Origin of the sequence: Staphylococcus simulans (genome assembly GCF_047037175.1) — a bacterium.
In the GTDB taxonomy this organism is placed as follows: domain Bacteria; phylum Bacillota; class Bacilli; order Staphylococcales; family Staphylococcaceae; genus Staphylococcus; species Staphylococcus simulans_C.
This window is the reverse complement of record NZ_CP178241.1, coordinates 2,320,436-2,336,662: the sequence shown is the minus strand read 5'-3', so window position 1 is coordinate 2,336,662 and position 16,227 is coordinate 2,320,436. Positions and strand designations below refer to the sequence as shown.

Genomic DNA, 16,227 nt, shown 5'->3' with positions numbered 1-16,227 from the left:
CTTCATACACAATAGCGTCTTTCTTTTTAATATTAAATTAACGACCTCAACTTACACATCCATATTATAATATAAAAATCGCCGTTATCTCCTTCTTAATTATTAAGAAAATAACGGCGATTGATTATTGATCTGACTTTGAGTTTTTATAACGATTCTTCACATAATATATAATCGCAATCATAAGTAAAATAACTAAGACAATCAATACGATATTTGAAAAAGAATCAAATGCGGCTGAAATTTTAGGCCATGCTTCTCCAGCTTGTTGACCTAAAATAACAAGAACGGTATTCCATATGAATGTACCGAGTGTTGTCAGTATAATAAATGATGTTAAAGGCATATTGGTTGTTCCTGCCGGGATAGAAATCAAACTTCTAATCACAGGAATAAAGCGCGCAAAGAAAACAATCTTCTTACCATGATGATCAAACCAACCATCTGCTTTTTCGATATCACTTGCTTTAAAGCGAAGTATTTTCCCTGTCTTACCATTTGCGAGTTTCTGTAAACGTTCTGTTGATAATAAACGACCAACAAAGTAAAGTACGATTGCTCCGAATACAGAACCTAGTGTAGCCGCAATAATGGCACCTATGATATGCATATCAGAATGTAATGTTAAGAATCCGCTGAACGTTAAAATTAATTCTGATGGGATAGGCGGGAAAATGTTTTCTAGTGCGATTAATAAGAATACACCGAGGTAACCAAATTGATCGATAAACTGCTCGACCATCTTCTCCATATTGTTCCTCCTAAGTGGATTTTGAACAAACACCATGGAATCTCCATTTTATTTGTTCTTAATAACTTATCTAATTCTTTATGTTAATGCAAGAAATTATAGGTACGCTTCATTCTGACTTCTTGTTTTCTTTATATAAACATAGAGCGGTGGCTTACCTTTCAAGCCCATCGCTCTTAATCTATCATTTATGCTTTTGTTTGAGTTGTTTCAGATTCAGGTTCATCCAAGATCTCATCTACTTTTTGTTGACTTGTATCTAAAATCAGTCGACTCAATTCATCTTTATCCATGTTTTTCAATTTAGGATAACGTACGATAAAGAACGCTAAACCTAGAATTAACCATACAATCAGTGCGATGTATGATGGCATTGATAATGCGGCTGGTGATCCTGGGATTAAGAGTAATCCTAAGAAAATAAACGCAAAGATTGAACCGACAATCGCAAACGATTTATAAACCGGTGCGTAAGTATTACTTTCTTTGTTGAAACTGAATAATTTCGTTGCAGATAAACAAGTTACGAGATATGCGATAGATACCCCTGTTGAAGACATATCTACAATCCATGTTAACGCTGTACGTCCTAACCAAGGTGCGATTAATGTTAATGCACCTAAGAATAAGATTGCGACATACGGCGTCTTAAATCTTGGGTGGATTTTACTGAAGACGCTCGGCATAATACCTGAACGACCCATTGAGAATAATAAACGACTTGAACTCATTAAGAAGCCGTTAAGTCCTGTGAAAATCCCCATAATAATCGCGATAGCTAATACAAATAAACCAATATAGCCAAAGGATTGCTGTGTCACAGCACCAGTTACCCATAAGTCACTGTTTTCTGCACCTTTGCTGCTTAACCAGCCAGTATATAAAATCATAATAACGTATGTTCCAGCTGCCGCAAGCAAGCTATAAACAATCAGTTTAAATGTTTTGTTCGGCGCAAAGTCGAATTCTTCCGCAGTTTGTGGAATATTATCAAATCCGACATAGGCCCATGGTGCGACGGCTACAATCATAATAATAGAGCTAAACCACCCTTTTTTCTCATCCGTTAACGGTTGTAAATTGCTTAATGAGAAGCCACTACCGAAAAATGATCCGAAAAACATTAATAATACAACAATCACCATAGCGACACAGAAGTAGAACTGTAAGCTACCTGATACTTGTGCACCACGAATGGTAATAAACGTAAAAAGTAATAGTAAAACTGTTGCGATAATAATTTCAGTAATGTAAACATCCCATCCAGCGATGGTATAAAGCTTACCGTGTTCAAGTACGCCCGGCATCATAAACTTCAAGAGTAAACTAAATGCGGTGGCATTCAATGCGACCACACAAATATAACCAAATGTCAGGAACCATGATGAGAAGAAACTGACGTATCTCCCAAAGCTTAGATAACTAAACGCAAATGCACCCCCAGATACTGGGAAGTGTTTCACTAATGCCCCATAACTCACGCCAATAATAATCATTAGTAATGCACCAATTGTAATACCGATTGCTGCTGCGATAGAACCAGATTGACTAATCCAGTCCCCCGGCAAAATAAATGAGCCCCAACCTATACACGAACCGTAGGCAATCGCCCATACGAATTTCTCTGATAGGTTTTGTTGTAAATCTCCTCGGTCTACTTTTTTATGGTGTTTTTTCTCTATATTTCCCATAAATAAAATTCACCTCATTCGATACATTATACCCTGTGAGGTGAATTTTTGAACCATTTATTTATAATTATTTTAATTTTAATGTTTGTACGAGTAAAGTTACCCAAGAAGCGATAAATAACACGCCACCAATTGGTGTAATCGCACCTAATGGTTTAATTTGTGTTAATGATAAAGTGTATAGTGAGCCGCTGAAAATGACAATACCGCCAAGCATCATCCAACCTGCTGCTTTTAAGTTTAATTTCGTCGTACCACTTAAGATACCAATGCCGATTAACCCTAAGCTGTGATACATTTCATACGTTGTTGCTTTATTCCATACATCTAAATAATGCGGTGTTAGTTTGTCTGCTAAAGCATGTGCACCAAAAGCCCCTGTCGCTACTGAAAGTGCTGCACACCCTGCACCAATAGCTACGAATGTTTTCATAGATTTAAGATTCATACCAAATCTCTCCTTTGTGTTTAAAAGTCAAAAATAGAATCGCCATTTCCTAATTCGTCATCAGTTATCATTTTATTAGAGTTGCCCGGCGGTGTCGATAAATTCGATGGATTATGCTCAGATGATACTTTACCGCCCATCGCTTTGATTTCTTCTGCAGATATTTGCGAATGTGAACTTGCTGTATGACTTTGTGATGTTATTGAAGGCGCTTGATGGTATGTCGTACGCGTTTGTTTAGATGAACGTGTCACTTCAGTAGCATCACTGTCTGTGTAAAGTGATGTTAATGTATGAATCGCATACATATGTTTACTGAATTCCGCTTCACTCGCCGCCTCATCCGCTTGTACTAATTCTTTTTCAATCAATGCGATTAATTTATCTTTATTCATCTCATTGCCTCCTCGCCACACCAATCAATCGTCGTTTGATGATGTGCTTCTAAATAAGCATTCGCTTGAGAATAGGGTTTAGACCCAAAGAAACCGCGATATGCAGACAATGGACTTGGATGTACAGACTTAATCACATCGTGTTTAGAAGTATCAATCAACTTTTCTTTTTGTTGTGCTGGTTTGCCCCACAAAATAAACACCACATGATCACGTTGTTCAGAAACCGTTTTAATAATCTCATCTGTAAAAATTTCCCAACCGATACCACGGTGTGAATGTGCCTCGCCTTTACGAACCGTTAAAACCGTGTTTAATAACAACACACCTTCTTTAGCCCAATCTTGTAAATGAGAGACCGTTCTTTTACATCCAATATCATCCTCAAGCTCTTTATACATATTACGTAAAGAAGGCGGAAATTTACCTTCTGGTTGAACTGAAAATGCTAAACCATGCGCTTGTTTAGGACCATGATATGGATCTTGTCCTAAGATAACGACCTTCACCTTATCAAAAGGCGTTAAATCAAACGCTTGATATATATTTTCTCTATCAGGATAAACTATTTTAGTCGTATATTCTTTTTCTAAAAAATCATGCATTGCTTTGAAATCATGACGACTTGTTATGTCATGAAATACTTCAGACCACTCCATGGTATCACCTCAAAACTATGATAACACAGGATATATCAAAAAGTTCAATCCACCCTAGTAAACGTGTTATTATAGAATAAAAGAAACGTTAGGGAGTGTATGAACATATGGCATTGAAAAAAGTATTAACAATCGCTGGCTCAGATACAAGTGCAGGAGCCGGCATGCAAGCAGATTTAAAAACATTCCAAGAATTAGACACTTATGGAATGGTGGCATTAGCCGCAATTGTGACAATGGATAAAGAAACATGGTCACATGACGTAACGCCAATTCCTTTTGACGTGTTTAACAAACAATTAGAAACAGCGATTTCTATTGGTCCAGACGCAGTCAAAACGGGTATGTTAGGCACTGAAGAAGTCATCAAACGTGCGGGCGAAGCTTTCGAAGAATCAGGCGCGAAATACTTCGTTGTAGACCCTGTAATGGTATGTAAAGGGGAAGATGAAGTCTTAAACCCAGGTAATACAGAAGCAATGATTAAATATCTATTGCCTAAAGCAACTGTTACAACACCTAACCTATTTGAAGCAGGCCAATTATCAGGATTAGGCACATTAAAATCTATCGAAGATATGAAAAAAGCAGCTAAAATCATTTATGATCAAGGTGCACAAAATGTCGTGATTAAAGGCGGTAAAGCATTAGATCAAGATAAATCTTATGACTTATACTACGACGGCGACAAATTCTATCAATTAACAACAGATATGTTCCAACAAAGTTATAACCATGGTGCCGGTTGTACTTTCGCAGCAGCTACAACTGCTAACCTAGCCAATGGCCAATCACCAAAAGATGCGGTCGTTAATGCGAAAGCTTTCGTCGCATCTGCGATTAAAAACGGTTGGAAAATGAATGACTTCGTAGGCCCTGTAGACCACGGTGCTTATAACCGTATCGAAAAAATCGATGTAGACGTTCAAGAAGTTTAATCGTTTAATCAATCAAATAAATATCAGAACATAAGTGTTCCAACATTCAAAAGGACGATTTTCATTTTGCGAAAATCGTCCTTTTACTATTTAATAAACTTTTATATACGTATTTGTGCTTCAAAACCAAGAGAAATCTCAGAAAACCCTAAATGTTTTTGGCTTTGTATTTGGTTGAATCAGCTTAGTGTTATTAATTTGAACACATCCCAAGTTATACTTCCACTTCAAAATCGGTAACATTTGGAATCTTAAGTTCAGGATGCGCTTGTAAATAATCAATAATCAGTTGCGAGCCTTCTGTTTGAATGTCTTTCACAATTTTATCTGCGCTGAACATCGGATAGTTCCCCCCGCCTGCAGCACGATAGTTATTTAAGACAACTTTGTAAGTCTCTTCCATATCGATAGGATGACCTTGATAATCTAATTGTACAACACGTGAACCGACAGGGTTGCTGACTTTAATGGTATAACTGATACCTGAGTATATATCATAGTTGTAGTGTTGCGGCTTAGGATAAACAAATGCTGGATTCACAGTGACTTCGCCATCCGCTACCGAAAAATATTCTGCGGTTAATTCAATCGCATCTTTAATAGCTTGTCCTGTCAGTTCAAGTACATTGAACGTATTAGGGAAAGGATAGTTATTTAACACATCCCGCATCGTCACTTCGTGTCCGAATCCACTAGACAAATCAAACAATGCAGATGCTGCAATATCAGCACCGCTCACATCCATTAAGATGTAATTTAAGAAATTAATATAAGGATGCGGTGTTGTGCGAGCAACAAATGCATCATCTACAATCATCGTCTCCTCTAATCGCGCAATCGGTACATCCAACCAAGCATCCACTTCCGCATCGAAAGCCGCCATTTTCTGCATAAACTCAGGTTCTGCATTGGATGTTGGTGTTAATGTTTCATTACTAAGCAGTCTGACTTCTGTGTTTTGTATTTTGCCTCTTTCAATGTCTAATATGATTCTCCCTACTTTCTCGCCTTTCGCACCAGGTTGGATAACTGGAATACCATAAACAGTGTCCGCAATTTCACGATGTTGATGCCCTGTGATGAGTAAGTCGATATCTTGATAGAATTGTTTTAACATCGCATAACCTTCATTTTCTCCTGTCAGGTCTTCCGTCGGTTCCCCCGTAGTTAAATCACATTCAAACCCACCGTGATAACAAACCGCAATGATATCCGCCTGTGCTTTTACTTCTGGCAGCCAACGTTCTAAAGCGGTTGCTGCACTTTCAAAGGCAAGTCCTTCAATATGTGCTGCTTGTTCCCAATGAGGAATATATTGTGTCGTTAATCCGATGATCCCGATAATCAACCCGCCGCGTTCAATATAGCGTACACCATGACCAGTAAACGGTTCGTCATCTTTTAAAATATTAGCGGACAATACAGGATAATTGAGTGCTTCTAATGTCTGGTTTAAATAAGACATCCCGAAATTGAATTCATGATTGCCAATCACCCCTGCATCGAATTTGAAGTGATTATAGATATACGCTAATTGTTGTGCTGATCCGAGTTCTTTGGCTAGATAATGGCCCAGCGGTGATCCTTGTAAGAAGTCGCCGTTGTCAATCAGTACATGAAGCGGATAATTGACTTTATCCTGATTAATGAGTTGTTCCGCATGTAATAAGCCCATCGGCAATTGTTGTTGTCTTTCTTGATAATTCGTCGGGAAAATATATCCATGCACATCACTGACGATGTAAAAAGCTATCTGTGTCACTGTTATTCCTCCTGCATCCGTTAATTGATTTGAATCGATTGTGTCTTAATTGTTGTATTGCCTTGTTTTAATCTTATATTGGCGTCACCTTTAAAACCAGATGTTGTCTTACCTTTAAATACGACTACCGCATTACCCTGACTATCTGTTTTCACTTGTTGTGGTGTACTGTATCCTGGCGTTGTATTTTCTCCAAAGATACCTAATTGTTGACCGCCTTCTGCATAAATACCCAGACGTATATTTGAGAGCGTTTGATTCTTCAGTTGATGCTTTAATGTTACTTTAACTGAAAAAGTACTGCCTGCCTCTAAATTACTTGGCAAGTCGAAAGACACTCCGCTATTGTTTACTTTTGTATTCGAAGTGTTAGGATCTGGTTTTTGACCATCTTCTGGTTGATCTGGTTTAACAGTATCATCCTTATTCTCCTTTGCACCATAGCTGCCTGCCGCAAAGGTAGAACGGTCATACCACTTATAGTGGTTTGGCGGTGTATTCCAAGGTTCTTGTTGTGGTTCTGTAGACTTTTCAGGTTGCTCGAAATCTTTTAATGCAGTAACTTTATCTTTTGAAACACCTAATCCTGTAATTGAATCTGCACTTTCTGGTTTACCTAACCATGTTGTAAGGTTTTTAAGCAATTGTGCGTTGTCCGCTTCTTTAAAACCATCATACGTCTTCTTAGTTTGGCCATTATCTTCACGTTTATATTTAGGAGAGCTGTCTTCTACTAATGAAGAATCTCCAATAAAAGCCGCTTTACCTTTTCCAACTTTTGAAACCGCAATATAAGGTCCTTCTGCTTTGCCGCCGCCATTATAAATACCTTCATCTACCGCATGTCCCCATTTCTGATTCGCAGTTAGACCTTCAGGTGTAAAAACAATACCCTTCGCTTTATCAGGATTTGTAATCGCAAGCGTTGAACCCGCATGCATTGTAACGCTTTTAACATTGTCTGTAATTCCTAAACTTTCTTTCCCCTTCAACATATGAGAAGTGGTTAAATTATTTAAAGCATTATATCTGAAGCGTACACCAAACGTTTGGGCTAACCAATCTGTACTTTTAACATCTTGCATCGCTTTAGACTGACGTTCACCATCAGTCATCCCTTTTGTCATATCTGAATATGCCCCTCTGCGATAACCGTTCATCGCTTCTGATGAATCAATACGATTTAAATTACGATCGGCGTTATAGTGATCAGAAATAAACAAAATACTGCCGCCTTGTTGTGTGAAATCTGTCAAAGCTTGTTGTTCTGACGTTTTAAAAGGAATATTTGCTTCAGGAATTACTAATAGCTTTTTGCCTTTTAAGGCTTGTGGTGTGATATTAGATTCCCCGCGCAGTTCTGTCACCTTATACCCTTGTTTCGCAATGCTGTCCGCATAATCTGAGAATCCGCCGTCAACCGTCCAATCTGCCGCACCTGCAGTTTGTCCGTGTGAGTTGTCAAACAACACTTCTCCTTTTTGATTCGTGCCAATAGCAGGTGCTGTTTCTGCAGCATTTGAGTATGTATGGAGTGGAGAAGCGGTGAGCGCAATGGTTGTGACCGCTATACTAGCGAAGACTTTGTTTAATTTTCCCATTTAAAAATTACCTCCAAATATAAAATATGTCTTTATTATAAAACCTGTCATAGTTCAGAAACACAAGATGAACACAAATTTACAATAACTAAATTTAGGTTTAATAATATTTATCTAATGATTAATTTAGATTAAATATTTACCTAAACTTCACAATTAATATATTGTATCATATTTACATCGTGTATATAATGAACTTGTAACAAATCTTATACATATGGAAGGAGTTAACAACGTAATGAAAGCACGTTCATCTTTTAAGGCATTACTTATTTTGATGATGACAGTTATTTTATTTGTTTCAGCATGCGGCAAGGGAAGTTCGTTAGACAATAAGAAAGAAAGCGACAGTAAAGGTGGAGATTACAAACCTAAAGAATTAACTGTACAGTTCGTTCCTTCACAAAACGCAGATAAGTTAGAAGCCAAAGCGAAACCTTTAGAAAAATTATTATCTAAAGAATTAGGCATACCAGTAAAAGTTTCTGTTTCTACAAACTACAACACAATCGTAGAAGCAATGAAATCTAAAAAAGTAGATGTTGGTTTCTTACCTCCTACTGCTTACACATTAGCACATGATCAAAAAGCTGCAGATGTGTTACTACAAGCACAACGCTTCGGTGTAAGCAAAGACGGTTCTGATTCTAAAGAATTAACAGACAAATACAAATCAGAGATTTTAGTGAAAAAGGATTCAGGTATTAAAAGTGTGAAAGATTTAAAAGGTAAGAAAATCGCATTACAAGATGTGACTTCTACAGCGGGTTATACATTCCCTGCCGTTGAAATGGATAAAGAAGGCGTGAATGTGCTTAAAGATATGAAAGTCGTTAACATGAAAGGTCATGACCAAGCAATTATCTCATTAATGAATGGCGATGTAGATGCGGCAGCTGTATTCCAAGATGCACGTAAAATTGTGAAAAAAGATGAACCTAACGTCTATAAAGATACAAAAGTATTGAAATTAACTAAAGACATTCCAAATGACACAATTTCAGTACGTAGTGACATGGACCAAAAATGGAGAGACAAATTGAAAAAAGCCTTTAAAGATATTTCTAAAACAAAAGAAGGACATCAAGTGATCAGTGATGTTTATTCACACGAAGGCTATACAGATAGTAAAGACTCTAACTTCGATACAGTAAGAGAGTACGACAAAAAAGTGAAAGAAATGAAATAACTCAAGTTAAGATGAACCAACTGAAACTAAGCGTTGCTCAAAATGATTGAACTCTGTATATAAAGGATGCAGAAGATAATCTTTTGAGTGCGCTTATGTTTTTGTGCATTACTTCATTTAGAAAGGATTACTACTATGAGTCAGATTGAATTCAGAGATGTAAGTAAAGTATATGATAATGGTCATGTCGGTTTAGACCATATCAATTTAAATATTGAAAAAGGCGATTTTGCGGTTATCGTCGGACTATCCGGTGCTGGTAAATCAACACTTCTGCGGTCGATTAACCGCCTGCACGATATTACCGAAGGCGATATTGTGATTGATGGAACATCCATCTCCAAAGCATCAGGTAAGAAATTGTTAGAGATGCGTCGTAATATCGGTATGATTTTCCAAAATTTTAATTTAGTGAAACGTTCTTCTGTGATGCGTAATGTGCTAAGCGGCAGAGTCGGCTATCACCCTACTTGGAAAATGGTCTTAGGCCTTTTCCCTAAAGAAGATAAAATTAAAGCATTAGAGGCTTTAGATCGTGTCAATATTTTAGACAAGTATAAGTCCCGTTCTGATGAATTATCAGGTGGTCAGCAACAGCGTATTTCTATTGCTCGCGCGCTGTGCCAAGAGCCTTCCATTATTTTGGCAGATGAGCCCGTGGCCTCGTTAGACCCCTTAACAACGAAACAAGTTATGGATGACTTGAAACGTATTAATGAAGAACTAGGCATTACCATCATCATCAACTTGCACTTTGTAGACTTAGCACGTGAATATGGTACACGTATTATTGGTTTGCGTGACGGTAAATTAGTCTTTGACGGCGCAGTCGACGAAGCAACAGATGAAGCATTCAATAAGATTTATGGCCGTTCGATTAAAGATGATGAGAAGTTAGGGGTGAATTAAGATGACACCTCACAAAAATTATGCGGAAATGCTGAATCATAAAATGTCATTTAAAACAGCGATGACCACCGTATTAGTGTTGTTTCTAGTGTTTTGGAGCATCTTATATACGGGGTTCAGTTTTAGTGATTTGATTTATGGTTTACCGCAAATTGGGATATTATTTACGCAAATGTTTCCGCCTGACTGGAGTTATCTTGAACAGATACTTAATCCTATGTTAGATACAATCAGAATGGCCATTGTCGGGACCTTTATCGGTTCAATCATCGCAGTCCCTATTGCCTTACTATGTGCAAAGAATATATCTCGTTCTAAATGGATTGCGATGCCTGCACGTTTTATCTTGAATATCGTGCGTACTATCCCCGATTTATTATTAGCTGCAATCTTTGTGGCAGTCTTTGGGATTGGCCAAATTCCCGGTGTGCTGGCAGTGATTGTCTTAACCATCAGTATTGTCGCGAAATTATTATATGAAGTATTAGAAGCCATTGAACCTGGACCGCTTGAAGCAATGACAGCGGTCGGTGCAAATAAAACAAAATGGATTATGTTTGGTGTTGTGCCACAAGCATTAGCTTCTTATGTTTCTTACGTACTCTTTGCGTTCGAAATCAATATCCGCGCAGCTGCAGTATTAGGTTTAGTCGGTGCCGGAGGTATTGGTTTGTTTTACGATCAGACACTGGGATTATTCCAGTATGACCGCACGGCAATGATTATTTTATTTACGCTCGTCATTGTGGTGATTATTGATTACATCAGTTCGAAAGTGAGGGAACAACTCACATGACACAATCTAAAGCAGAATTATTAAAACATTATGGAAGTCCACGCACAAGGTTGAAGTATGTCATTATTTCCGTGGTAATAATTGCCCTATTGCTTTGGGCCTTTGCGGGTATGCCCGCCTTAGAAATCAAACAAAAGTCACAACAAATTCTCGGTTCTATTATGCATGGCTTAACCCATCCGGATTGGGGCTTTGTCTACCAGCCTGGCGGTGAAGATTTATTACGCGGCTTATTAGAAACCTTTGCGATTGCGGTCGTAGGTACCATTATCGCAGCAGTCATATGTATTCCTTTAGCCTTCTTAGGTGCTAGAAATATCATACGTTTCAGACCTGTCTCAGGTACCAGTAAGTTTATTTTAAGTATCATTCGTGTCTTTCCAGAAATTGTGATGGCCTTGATATTTATTAAAGCAGTTGGACCAGGGTCATTCTCTGGTGTACTTGCATTGGGGATTCACTCAGTAGGTATGCTTGGCAAATTATTCGCAGAAGATATTGAAAACATCGATTTAAGTGCCACGGAGTCTTTAAAGGCAAGCGGTGCGAATAAGATGAAGACATTAGTCTTTGCGGTTGTGCCGCAAATCTTACCCACATTCTTATCCTTAATTTTATATCGCTTTGAACTGAATTTACGTTCAGCTTCCATTTTAGGCTTGATTGGCGCAGGCGGTATCGGTACACCGTTAATCTTCGCCTTACAAACGCGTTCATGGGACCGTGTCGGTATTATCTTAATCGGTTTAGTCATTATGGTTGGTATTGTAGATTATATTTCAGGTAAAGTCCGTGAAAAAATCGTCTAATCGCTTTGTTTAGTCATTTTATTGAACAAATCAATCTCAAAAATCAATTGTAACGCTCTCGGCAATTAGTCCTAGATAAAGTTGATACCATAGACTCATGTATTTTATGAGGAGATATCATACAATAATCAATGTAGAGGAAACACATGTAATGGATGAATCCTAAATCAATCCTAAAAGCATATTCTAATAAATAATCGTTACACCTTTCTACCCACCCAAACAAAAGGTCGTTTCCTCTACACCGACATAAACAATGCTAAAAGTCGCAATTAACCTCCTAAATTAATTAAAACATATCCTAAAATATGCATGCGACAGCATTAACAGTTAATCTAATCATTAAATCAAAAACATCGACAAACATGTTTCCCCTGACGTAGATTGTCGATCACCCTAAAATAGAGCACTGCAAAGCTTACGAGGCTGTCCCTCCTCACAAGCAACCTGAAGTCCCAACAGGTTTAAAGCAGTGCTCTTTTTTTATTTGTTTATATATTAAAAGACCTTTTCAAGCTATGAATCCATGACTTGAAAAGGTCTTATTTTGATTGCTTATTTTCTATATTTCAATTTCGCAAATGCATCGTGTTGGTGAATCGATTCTTCATTTCGACATTCAATGTCAAAACCTTCAATCCAATCCACCTCTACTAAGTCGGCTGCGATTAAACGAATTAAATCTTCTACAAAACGCGGGTTTTCATATGCGCGTTCTGTAACACGTTTTTCATCTGGGCGTTTTAAGATTGGATAAAGAATTGAACTTGCGTTCGCTTCCATCGCATCTAAAATCACTTCTTTATAGTCAGATGGTAATGTTGCTTCACGATTCAAGTACGTTTTCACAGTGATAACACCACGTTGGTTGTGTGCAGAATACTCACTGATTTCTTTTGAACAAGGACATAACGTTGTCACTTTAGCTTGCATTGTCAATTCTTTACGTGTCACGTTATCCCCTTCAACTGCCATACCATACGTCACATCCGCATTGCCGACAGCTTTTAAGTTCGTTACTGGGCTATAGCGGTTAAAGAACCACTTGCCTGAAACATCTACACCTGCTGAAGTTTGTTTCATGTGTTTTTGAAGTGTGTCTAACACGGTATGCAAGTTATCAAATGTTAACGCCACACCGTTATCATAATGCTTTTCAACACTTTCTAAGATACGGCTCATGTTAATGCCTTTTTCGTCTCTTGTTAAACTTGTTGAAAATGCGAACGTACCTGCTGTTTGATATTCATCTATAATAACGGGATAAATTAAGTTTTTAATCCCAACTTCTTCAATTTCAAATAGGAAATCTTTGTGCGTGCTTTGTAGATCTGTCATTTCTTCTTTTACTGTTGGTTTTGTACCTTTAATAGGATCAACAGAACCGAAGTGTTTCCAACGACCTTCTCGTGTCGATAAATCAAATTCAGTCATCTGTGTGCCCCTCCACTCATGATTCAAAATTGTAAGTCCAATATGTTTCTTGTTCTAAGAAACTTTTGGCTGTATCTGGAACCTGCGGTTCAGCAAGCTGATGCAAGAACGGTCCAGATTGTGATGCATGTGCTTTGAATGCATCTAATTTTACTTCTCTATAGTCAGTGATATCGTTAATGATATCAGGCATGCCTAACTCATCAATCGCATCGTTGCTGAAAGCGACTAATTGTAAACGCGGACGTTCTGCTTTCGGCATACGTCCAACTGTTCTAACTACCGCTTCTGCCGTTGCTTCATGATCTGGGTGTACCGCATAGCCTGGATAGAATGAAATAATGACAGAAGGATGCAGTTCATCAATTAAACTTTTAACCATTCCATCAATCTTTTCATACGGTTCAAACTCTACTGTTTTGTCACGGTACCCCATCTTTCGTAAATCCTTAATACCAATTGCTTCTGCCGCATCTTCCAACTCGCGTTCTCTGATTTTCGGCAAAGATTCGCGTGTCGCAAACGGCGGGTTTCCTAAATTACGTCCCATTTGCCCCAACGTTAAACAAGCATACGTAACCGGAACCCCTGATTCAATATATCGTGCTAATGTGCCTGCTGATGAGAACGTCTCATCATCAGGATGCGGAAATATAACTAATACATGACTTTCCTCTGACATGATACGTCCTCCTTATATTTCAAACGGTACAGTGCTGATTTCAAGCGCTGCCGCTAATTGCCCTTCATAATTAAAACCTGCGAGCAAAAATTCATTATCTTCGTTCACTTCAAAATGCGTCAGTCCTTGTACATAAACCCATCCATTATCTTGTAGTTTTAATCCTACGCGAAAAGGTTCTTTGCCGCCGCCCTTAAGTTTGGCATGTTCAAAGACTACTTTAATATTTCTTAAAAACGTTCCCGCATTAAAGACACGCTGATCAAAATGGTTCGCATACGCACCATTCGTCGTTTCAACATGCAAGTATACAGGTTGGTCTACATAAGAGGCCAGTAACGTTTGTACCTTCTCATATTCTATCGGCTCCAAGTTGTCACTCCCTTACTCTAAGCAAAAATCAAATGTTGAACCCCATCTATATTGTGTTAGCCTTGATTTATTTATCATTCTTTATCATTTAATTGTACTAAATCCTCGTCAATAAATATAACCTACTGCTCATTCACGATAGAACGATAGGTTTTATCGGTTATCAATTCTTAAATTAGAAACAATATTTACATTATATAACTGTTCTTCTACTTTCTAAAGAGGTTATTGAAATATTCCTATAAATTGAGGGGGATTTACTATCTGTTTATACTACCCATCGTTATAATGGACATGTATGTCTTCATATAGAGATAAATATAAGGAGGTCACACATCGTGAAAATTATTAATTTGGGAGATAAAGAGAAGGCTTCATTTTATACAGCATGTGAATTATTCAATCAAATGAAAAATAACCCTGAAAGTAAACTAGGTTTAGCCACTGGGGGTACAATGGTAGATGTTTATTCAGACTTAGTAAAACTGATGGAATTAAATGACTTAGATGTTTCTAAAGTCGAAACATTCAATCTAGATGAATATATTGGCTTATCTGCCGATCATCCAGAAAGCTATCATCATTATATGCACGAGGTCTTATTTAATCGCTATCCACATTTTAAAGAAGAAAATATCCACTTACCTGAAGGTGATGCGAAAGACTTAGATGCAGAAACAGCGAGATATGAACAACTCGTGAAAGATAAAGGCCCCGCTGACATCCAAATTCTAGGTATCGGTGAAAATGGTCATATCGGTTTCAATGAACCGGGCACAGAAAAAGACAGTATTACACGTGTTGTGGATTTAACAGAAAGTACAATTCAAGCGAACAGCCGTTACTTCGATAACGAAGAAGACGTGCCGAAACAAGCCGTTTCTATGGGACTTTCTACTATCTTATCCGCAAAACGCATCATCTTATTAGCATTCGGCGAGAAGAAAAAAGATGCGATCACAAAACTTGCGAGCGGTATTCAAGATATAAACGTTCCAGCAACCGTTCTATACGATCATCCAAATGTAGAAGTTTACGTAGATGATGCTGCTGCACCGAAACAGTAAAATTCACTGTGGTTTGTCAAAAACAAAAAAGGGTAAATAACTTAAGTAAAGCAAAAGTTACAACATACACATTATGAAAGGATGAATCATTTTGGAACTACAATTAGCAATTGATTTATTAAATAAAGAAGACGCTGCAGAGTTAGCTAACAAAGTGAAAGATTATGTCGATATCGTAGAAATCGGTACTCCTATCATATATAACGAAGGTCTGCCTGCAGTTAAATATATGGATGACAACATCGATGGTGTAAAAGTACTTGCAGACATGAAAATCATGGACGCTGCAGACTATGAAGTCAGCCAAGCTGTTAAATTCGGTGCTGACGTTGTAACAATCTTAGGTGTTGCTGAAGACGCTTCTATCAAAGCTGCTGTCGAAGAAGCACACAAAAATGACAAACAATTATTAGTAGATATGATCGCTGTTCAAGACATTAAACAACGCGCTAAAGAATTAGATGAAATGGGTGCTGACTATATCGCAGTGCACATTGGTTATGACTTGCAAGCTGAAGGTAAATCTCCATTAGAGGATTTACACACAGTTAAATCTGTCATCAAAAACTCTAAAGTTGCAGTGGCTGGCGGTATCAAACCTGATACAATCAAAGATATCGTAGCTGAAGAGCCAGACTTAGTCATTGTTGGCGGCGGTATCGCAAACGCTGACGATCCAGTAGAAGCAGCTAAAGCTTGCCGTGACGCAGTTGAAGGGAAATAA

Annotated in this window: 17 protein-coding genes; 7 read left to right on the top strand and 10 right to left on the bottom strand. The window is 37.9% G+C overall.

All coding sequences use genetic code 11. The features are described from left to right. Nucleotides 1–124: 124 nt before the first annotated feature. The 5 genes from ACFCT9_RS11275 to ACFCT9_RS11255 all read right to left on the bottom strand — a co-directional run bounded on the left by ACFCT9_RS11275 (nucleotide 125) and on the right by ACFCT9_RS11255 (nucleotide 3,944). A complete protein-coding gene (locus ACFCT9_RS11275; protein WP_412519352.1) occupies nucleotides 125–751 on the bottom strand; it encodes a DedA family protein in 627 nt (208 codons plus the stop codon). A gap of 188 nt (nucleotides 752–939) precedes the next feature. After that, complete coding sequence (locus tag ACFCT9_RS11270) at nucleotides 940–2,442, bottom strand: APC family permease (RefSeq protein WP_412519350.1); 1,503 nt, start codon at nucleotides 2,440–2,442, stop codon at nucleotides 940–942. A 67-nt stretch (nucleotides 2,443–2,509) separates the two neighbouring features. Further along, nucleotides 2,510–2,890: a DUF423 domain-containing protein gene (locus ACFCT9_RS11265; protein WP_412519349.1), complete on the bottom strand. Its 381-nt coding sequence runs from the start codon at nucleotides 2,888–2,890 to the stop codon at nucleotides 2,510–2,512. Between the two features lie 20 nt (nucleotides 2,891–2,910). After that, on the bottom strand, nucleotides 2,911–3,285 hold the full coding sequence (locus tag ACFCT9_RS11260; protein WP_412519348.1) for a DUF5327 family protein: 375 nt from the start codon (nucleotides 3,283–3,285) through the stop codon (nucleotides 2,911–2,913). Beyond that, nucleotides 3,282–3,944 carry a uracil-DNA glycosylase gene (locus ACFCT9_RS11255; protein WP_412519347.1) on the bottom strand — a complete coding sequence of 221 codons (663 nt, stop codon included), beginning with the start codon at nucleotides 3,942–3,944 and terminating at the stop codon, nucleotides 3,282–3,284. Before ACFCT9_RS11255 ends, ACFCT9_RS11260 begins: the two co-directional genes overlap by 4 nt. A 107-nt stretch (nucleotides 3,945–4,051) precedes the next feature. Between ACFCT9_RS11255 and thiD the strand changes: the two genes are divergently transcribed. Further along, nucleotides 4,052–4,882: a bifunctional hydroxymethylpyrimidine kinase/phosphomethylpyrimidine kinase gene (thiD, locus tag ACFCT9_RS11250; RefSeq protein ID WP_412519345.1), complete on the top strand. Its 831-nt coding sequence runs from the start codon at nucleotides 4,052–4,054 to the stop codon at nucleotides 4,880–4,882. Nucleotides 4,883–5,096: 214 nt separating this feature from the next. Here thiD and ACFCT9_RS11245 read toward each other — a convergent pair whose 3' ends face one another. Then, the gene (locus ACFCT9_RS11245) at nucleotides 5,097–6,644 is read right to left on the bottom strand and encodes a bifunctional metallophosphatase/5'-nucleotidase (RefSeq protein WP_412519343.1); all 1,548 of its coding nucleotides are present in this window, start codon (nucleotides 6,642–6,644) and stop codon (nucleotides 5,097–5,099) included. Between the two features lie 20 nt (nucleotides 6,645–6,664). After that, nucleotides 6,665–8,245 carry a DNA-binding protein gene (locus ACFCT9_RS11240; RefSeq protein WP_412519341.1) on the bottom strand — a complete coding sequence of 527 codons (1,581 nt, stop codon included), beginning with the start codon at nucleotides 8,243–8,245 and terminating at the stop codon, nucleotides 6,665–6,667. Nucleotides 8,246–8,483: 238 nt separating this feature from the next. Here ACFCT9_RS11240 and ACFCT9_RS11235 point away from each other — a divergent pair, with 238 nt between their 5' ends. From ACFCT9_RS11235 to phnE (ACFCT9_RS11220), 4 genes are all read left to right on the top strand, one after another. Next, nucleotides 8,484–9,434, top strand: a complete 951-nt coding sequence (locus ACFCT9_RS11235; protein ID WP_412519340.1) for a phosphate/phosphite/phosphonate ABC transporter substrate-binding protein — start codon at nucleotides 8,484–8,486, stop codon at nucleotides 9,432–9,434. A gap of 135 nt (nucleotides 9,435–9,569) precedes the next feature. Further along, nucleotides 9,570–10,343 (top strand): phosphonate ABC transporter ATP-binding protein, encoded by a 774-nt coding sequence (gene phnC, locus ACFCT9_RS11230; RefSeq protein ID WP_412519338.1) that lies wholly within the window; start codon nucleotides 9,570–9,572, stop codon nucleotides 10,341–10,343. 1 nt (nucleotide 10,344) lies between these two features. Beyond that, nucleotides 10,345–11,139 carry a phosphonate ABC transporter, permease protein PhnE gene (phnE, locus tag ACFCT9_RS11225; RefSeq protein ID WP_412519336.1) on the top strand — a complete coding sequence of 265 codons (795 nt, stop codon included), beginning with the start codon at nucleotides 10,345–10,347 and terminating at the stop codon, nucleotides 11,137–11,139. Then, the gene (gene phnE / locus ACFCT9_RS11220; RefSeq protein WP_412519334.1) at nucleotides 11,136–11,948 is read left to right on the top strand and encodes a phosphonate ABC transporter, permease protein PhnE; all 813 of its coding nucleotides are present in this window, start codon (nucleotides 11,136–11,138) and stop codon (nucleotides 11,946–11,948) included. The genes phnE (ACFCT9_RS11225) and phnE (ACFCT9_RS11220) overlap by 4 nt, the downstream gene beginning before the upstream one ends. Nucleotides 11,949–12,503: 555 nt before the next feature. On the opposite strand, the gene folE2 is transcribed toward phnE (ACFCT9_RS11220), so the two are convergent. The 3 genes from folE2 to ACFCT9_RS11205 are packed head-to-tail and all read right to left on the bottom strand — an operon-like array spanning nucleotide 12,504 to nucleotide 14,436. Continuing rightward, on the bottom strand, nucleotides 12,504–13,382 hold the full coding sequence (gene folE2 / locus ACFCT9_RS11215; RefSeq protein WP_412519332.1) for a GTP cyclohydrolase FolE2: 879 nt from the start codon (nucleotides 13,380–13,382) through the stop codon (nucleotides 12,504–12,506). A 16-nt stretch (nucleotides 13,383–13,398) separates the two neighbouring features. Continuing rightward, nucleotides 13,399–14,064 carry a bacillithiol biosynthesis deacetylase BshB2 gene (gene bshB2 / locus ACFCT9_RS11210; RefSeq protein ID WP_412519330.1) on the bottom strand — a complete coding sequence of 222 codons (666 nt, stop codon included), beginning with the start codon at nucleotides 14,062–14,064 and terminating at the stop codon, nucleotides 13,399–13,401. Between the two features lie 12 nt (nucleotides 14,065–14,076). Beyond that, nucleotides 14,077–14,436 (bottom strand): YojF family protein, encoded by a 360-nt coding sequence (locus tag ACFCT9_RS11205; RefSeq protein WP_412519328.1) that lies wholly within the window; start codon nucleotides 14,434–14,436, stop codon nucleotides 14,077–14,079. 338 nt (nucleotides 14,437–14,774) lie between these two features. On the opposite strand from ACFCT9_RS11205, the gene nagB reads away from it, so the two are divergent. Then, nucleotides 14,775–15,503: a glucosamine-6-phosphate deaminase gene (gene nagB, locus ACFCT9_RS11200; protein ID WP_412519327.1), complete on the top strand. Its 729-nt coding sequence runs from the start codon at nucleotides 14,775–14,777 to the stop codon at nucleotides 15,501–15,503. Nucleotides 15,504–15,594: 91 nt separating this feature from the next. Next, nucleotides 15,595–16,227: a 3-hexulose-6-phosphate synthase gene (gene hxlA, locus ACFCT9_RS11195; RefSeq protein WP_412519325.1), complete on the top strand. Its 633-nt coding sequence runs from the start codon at nucleotides 15,595–15,597 to the stop codon at nucleotides 16,225–16,227.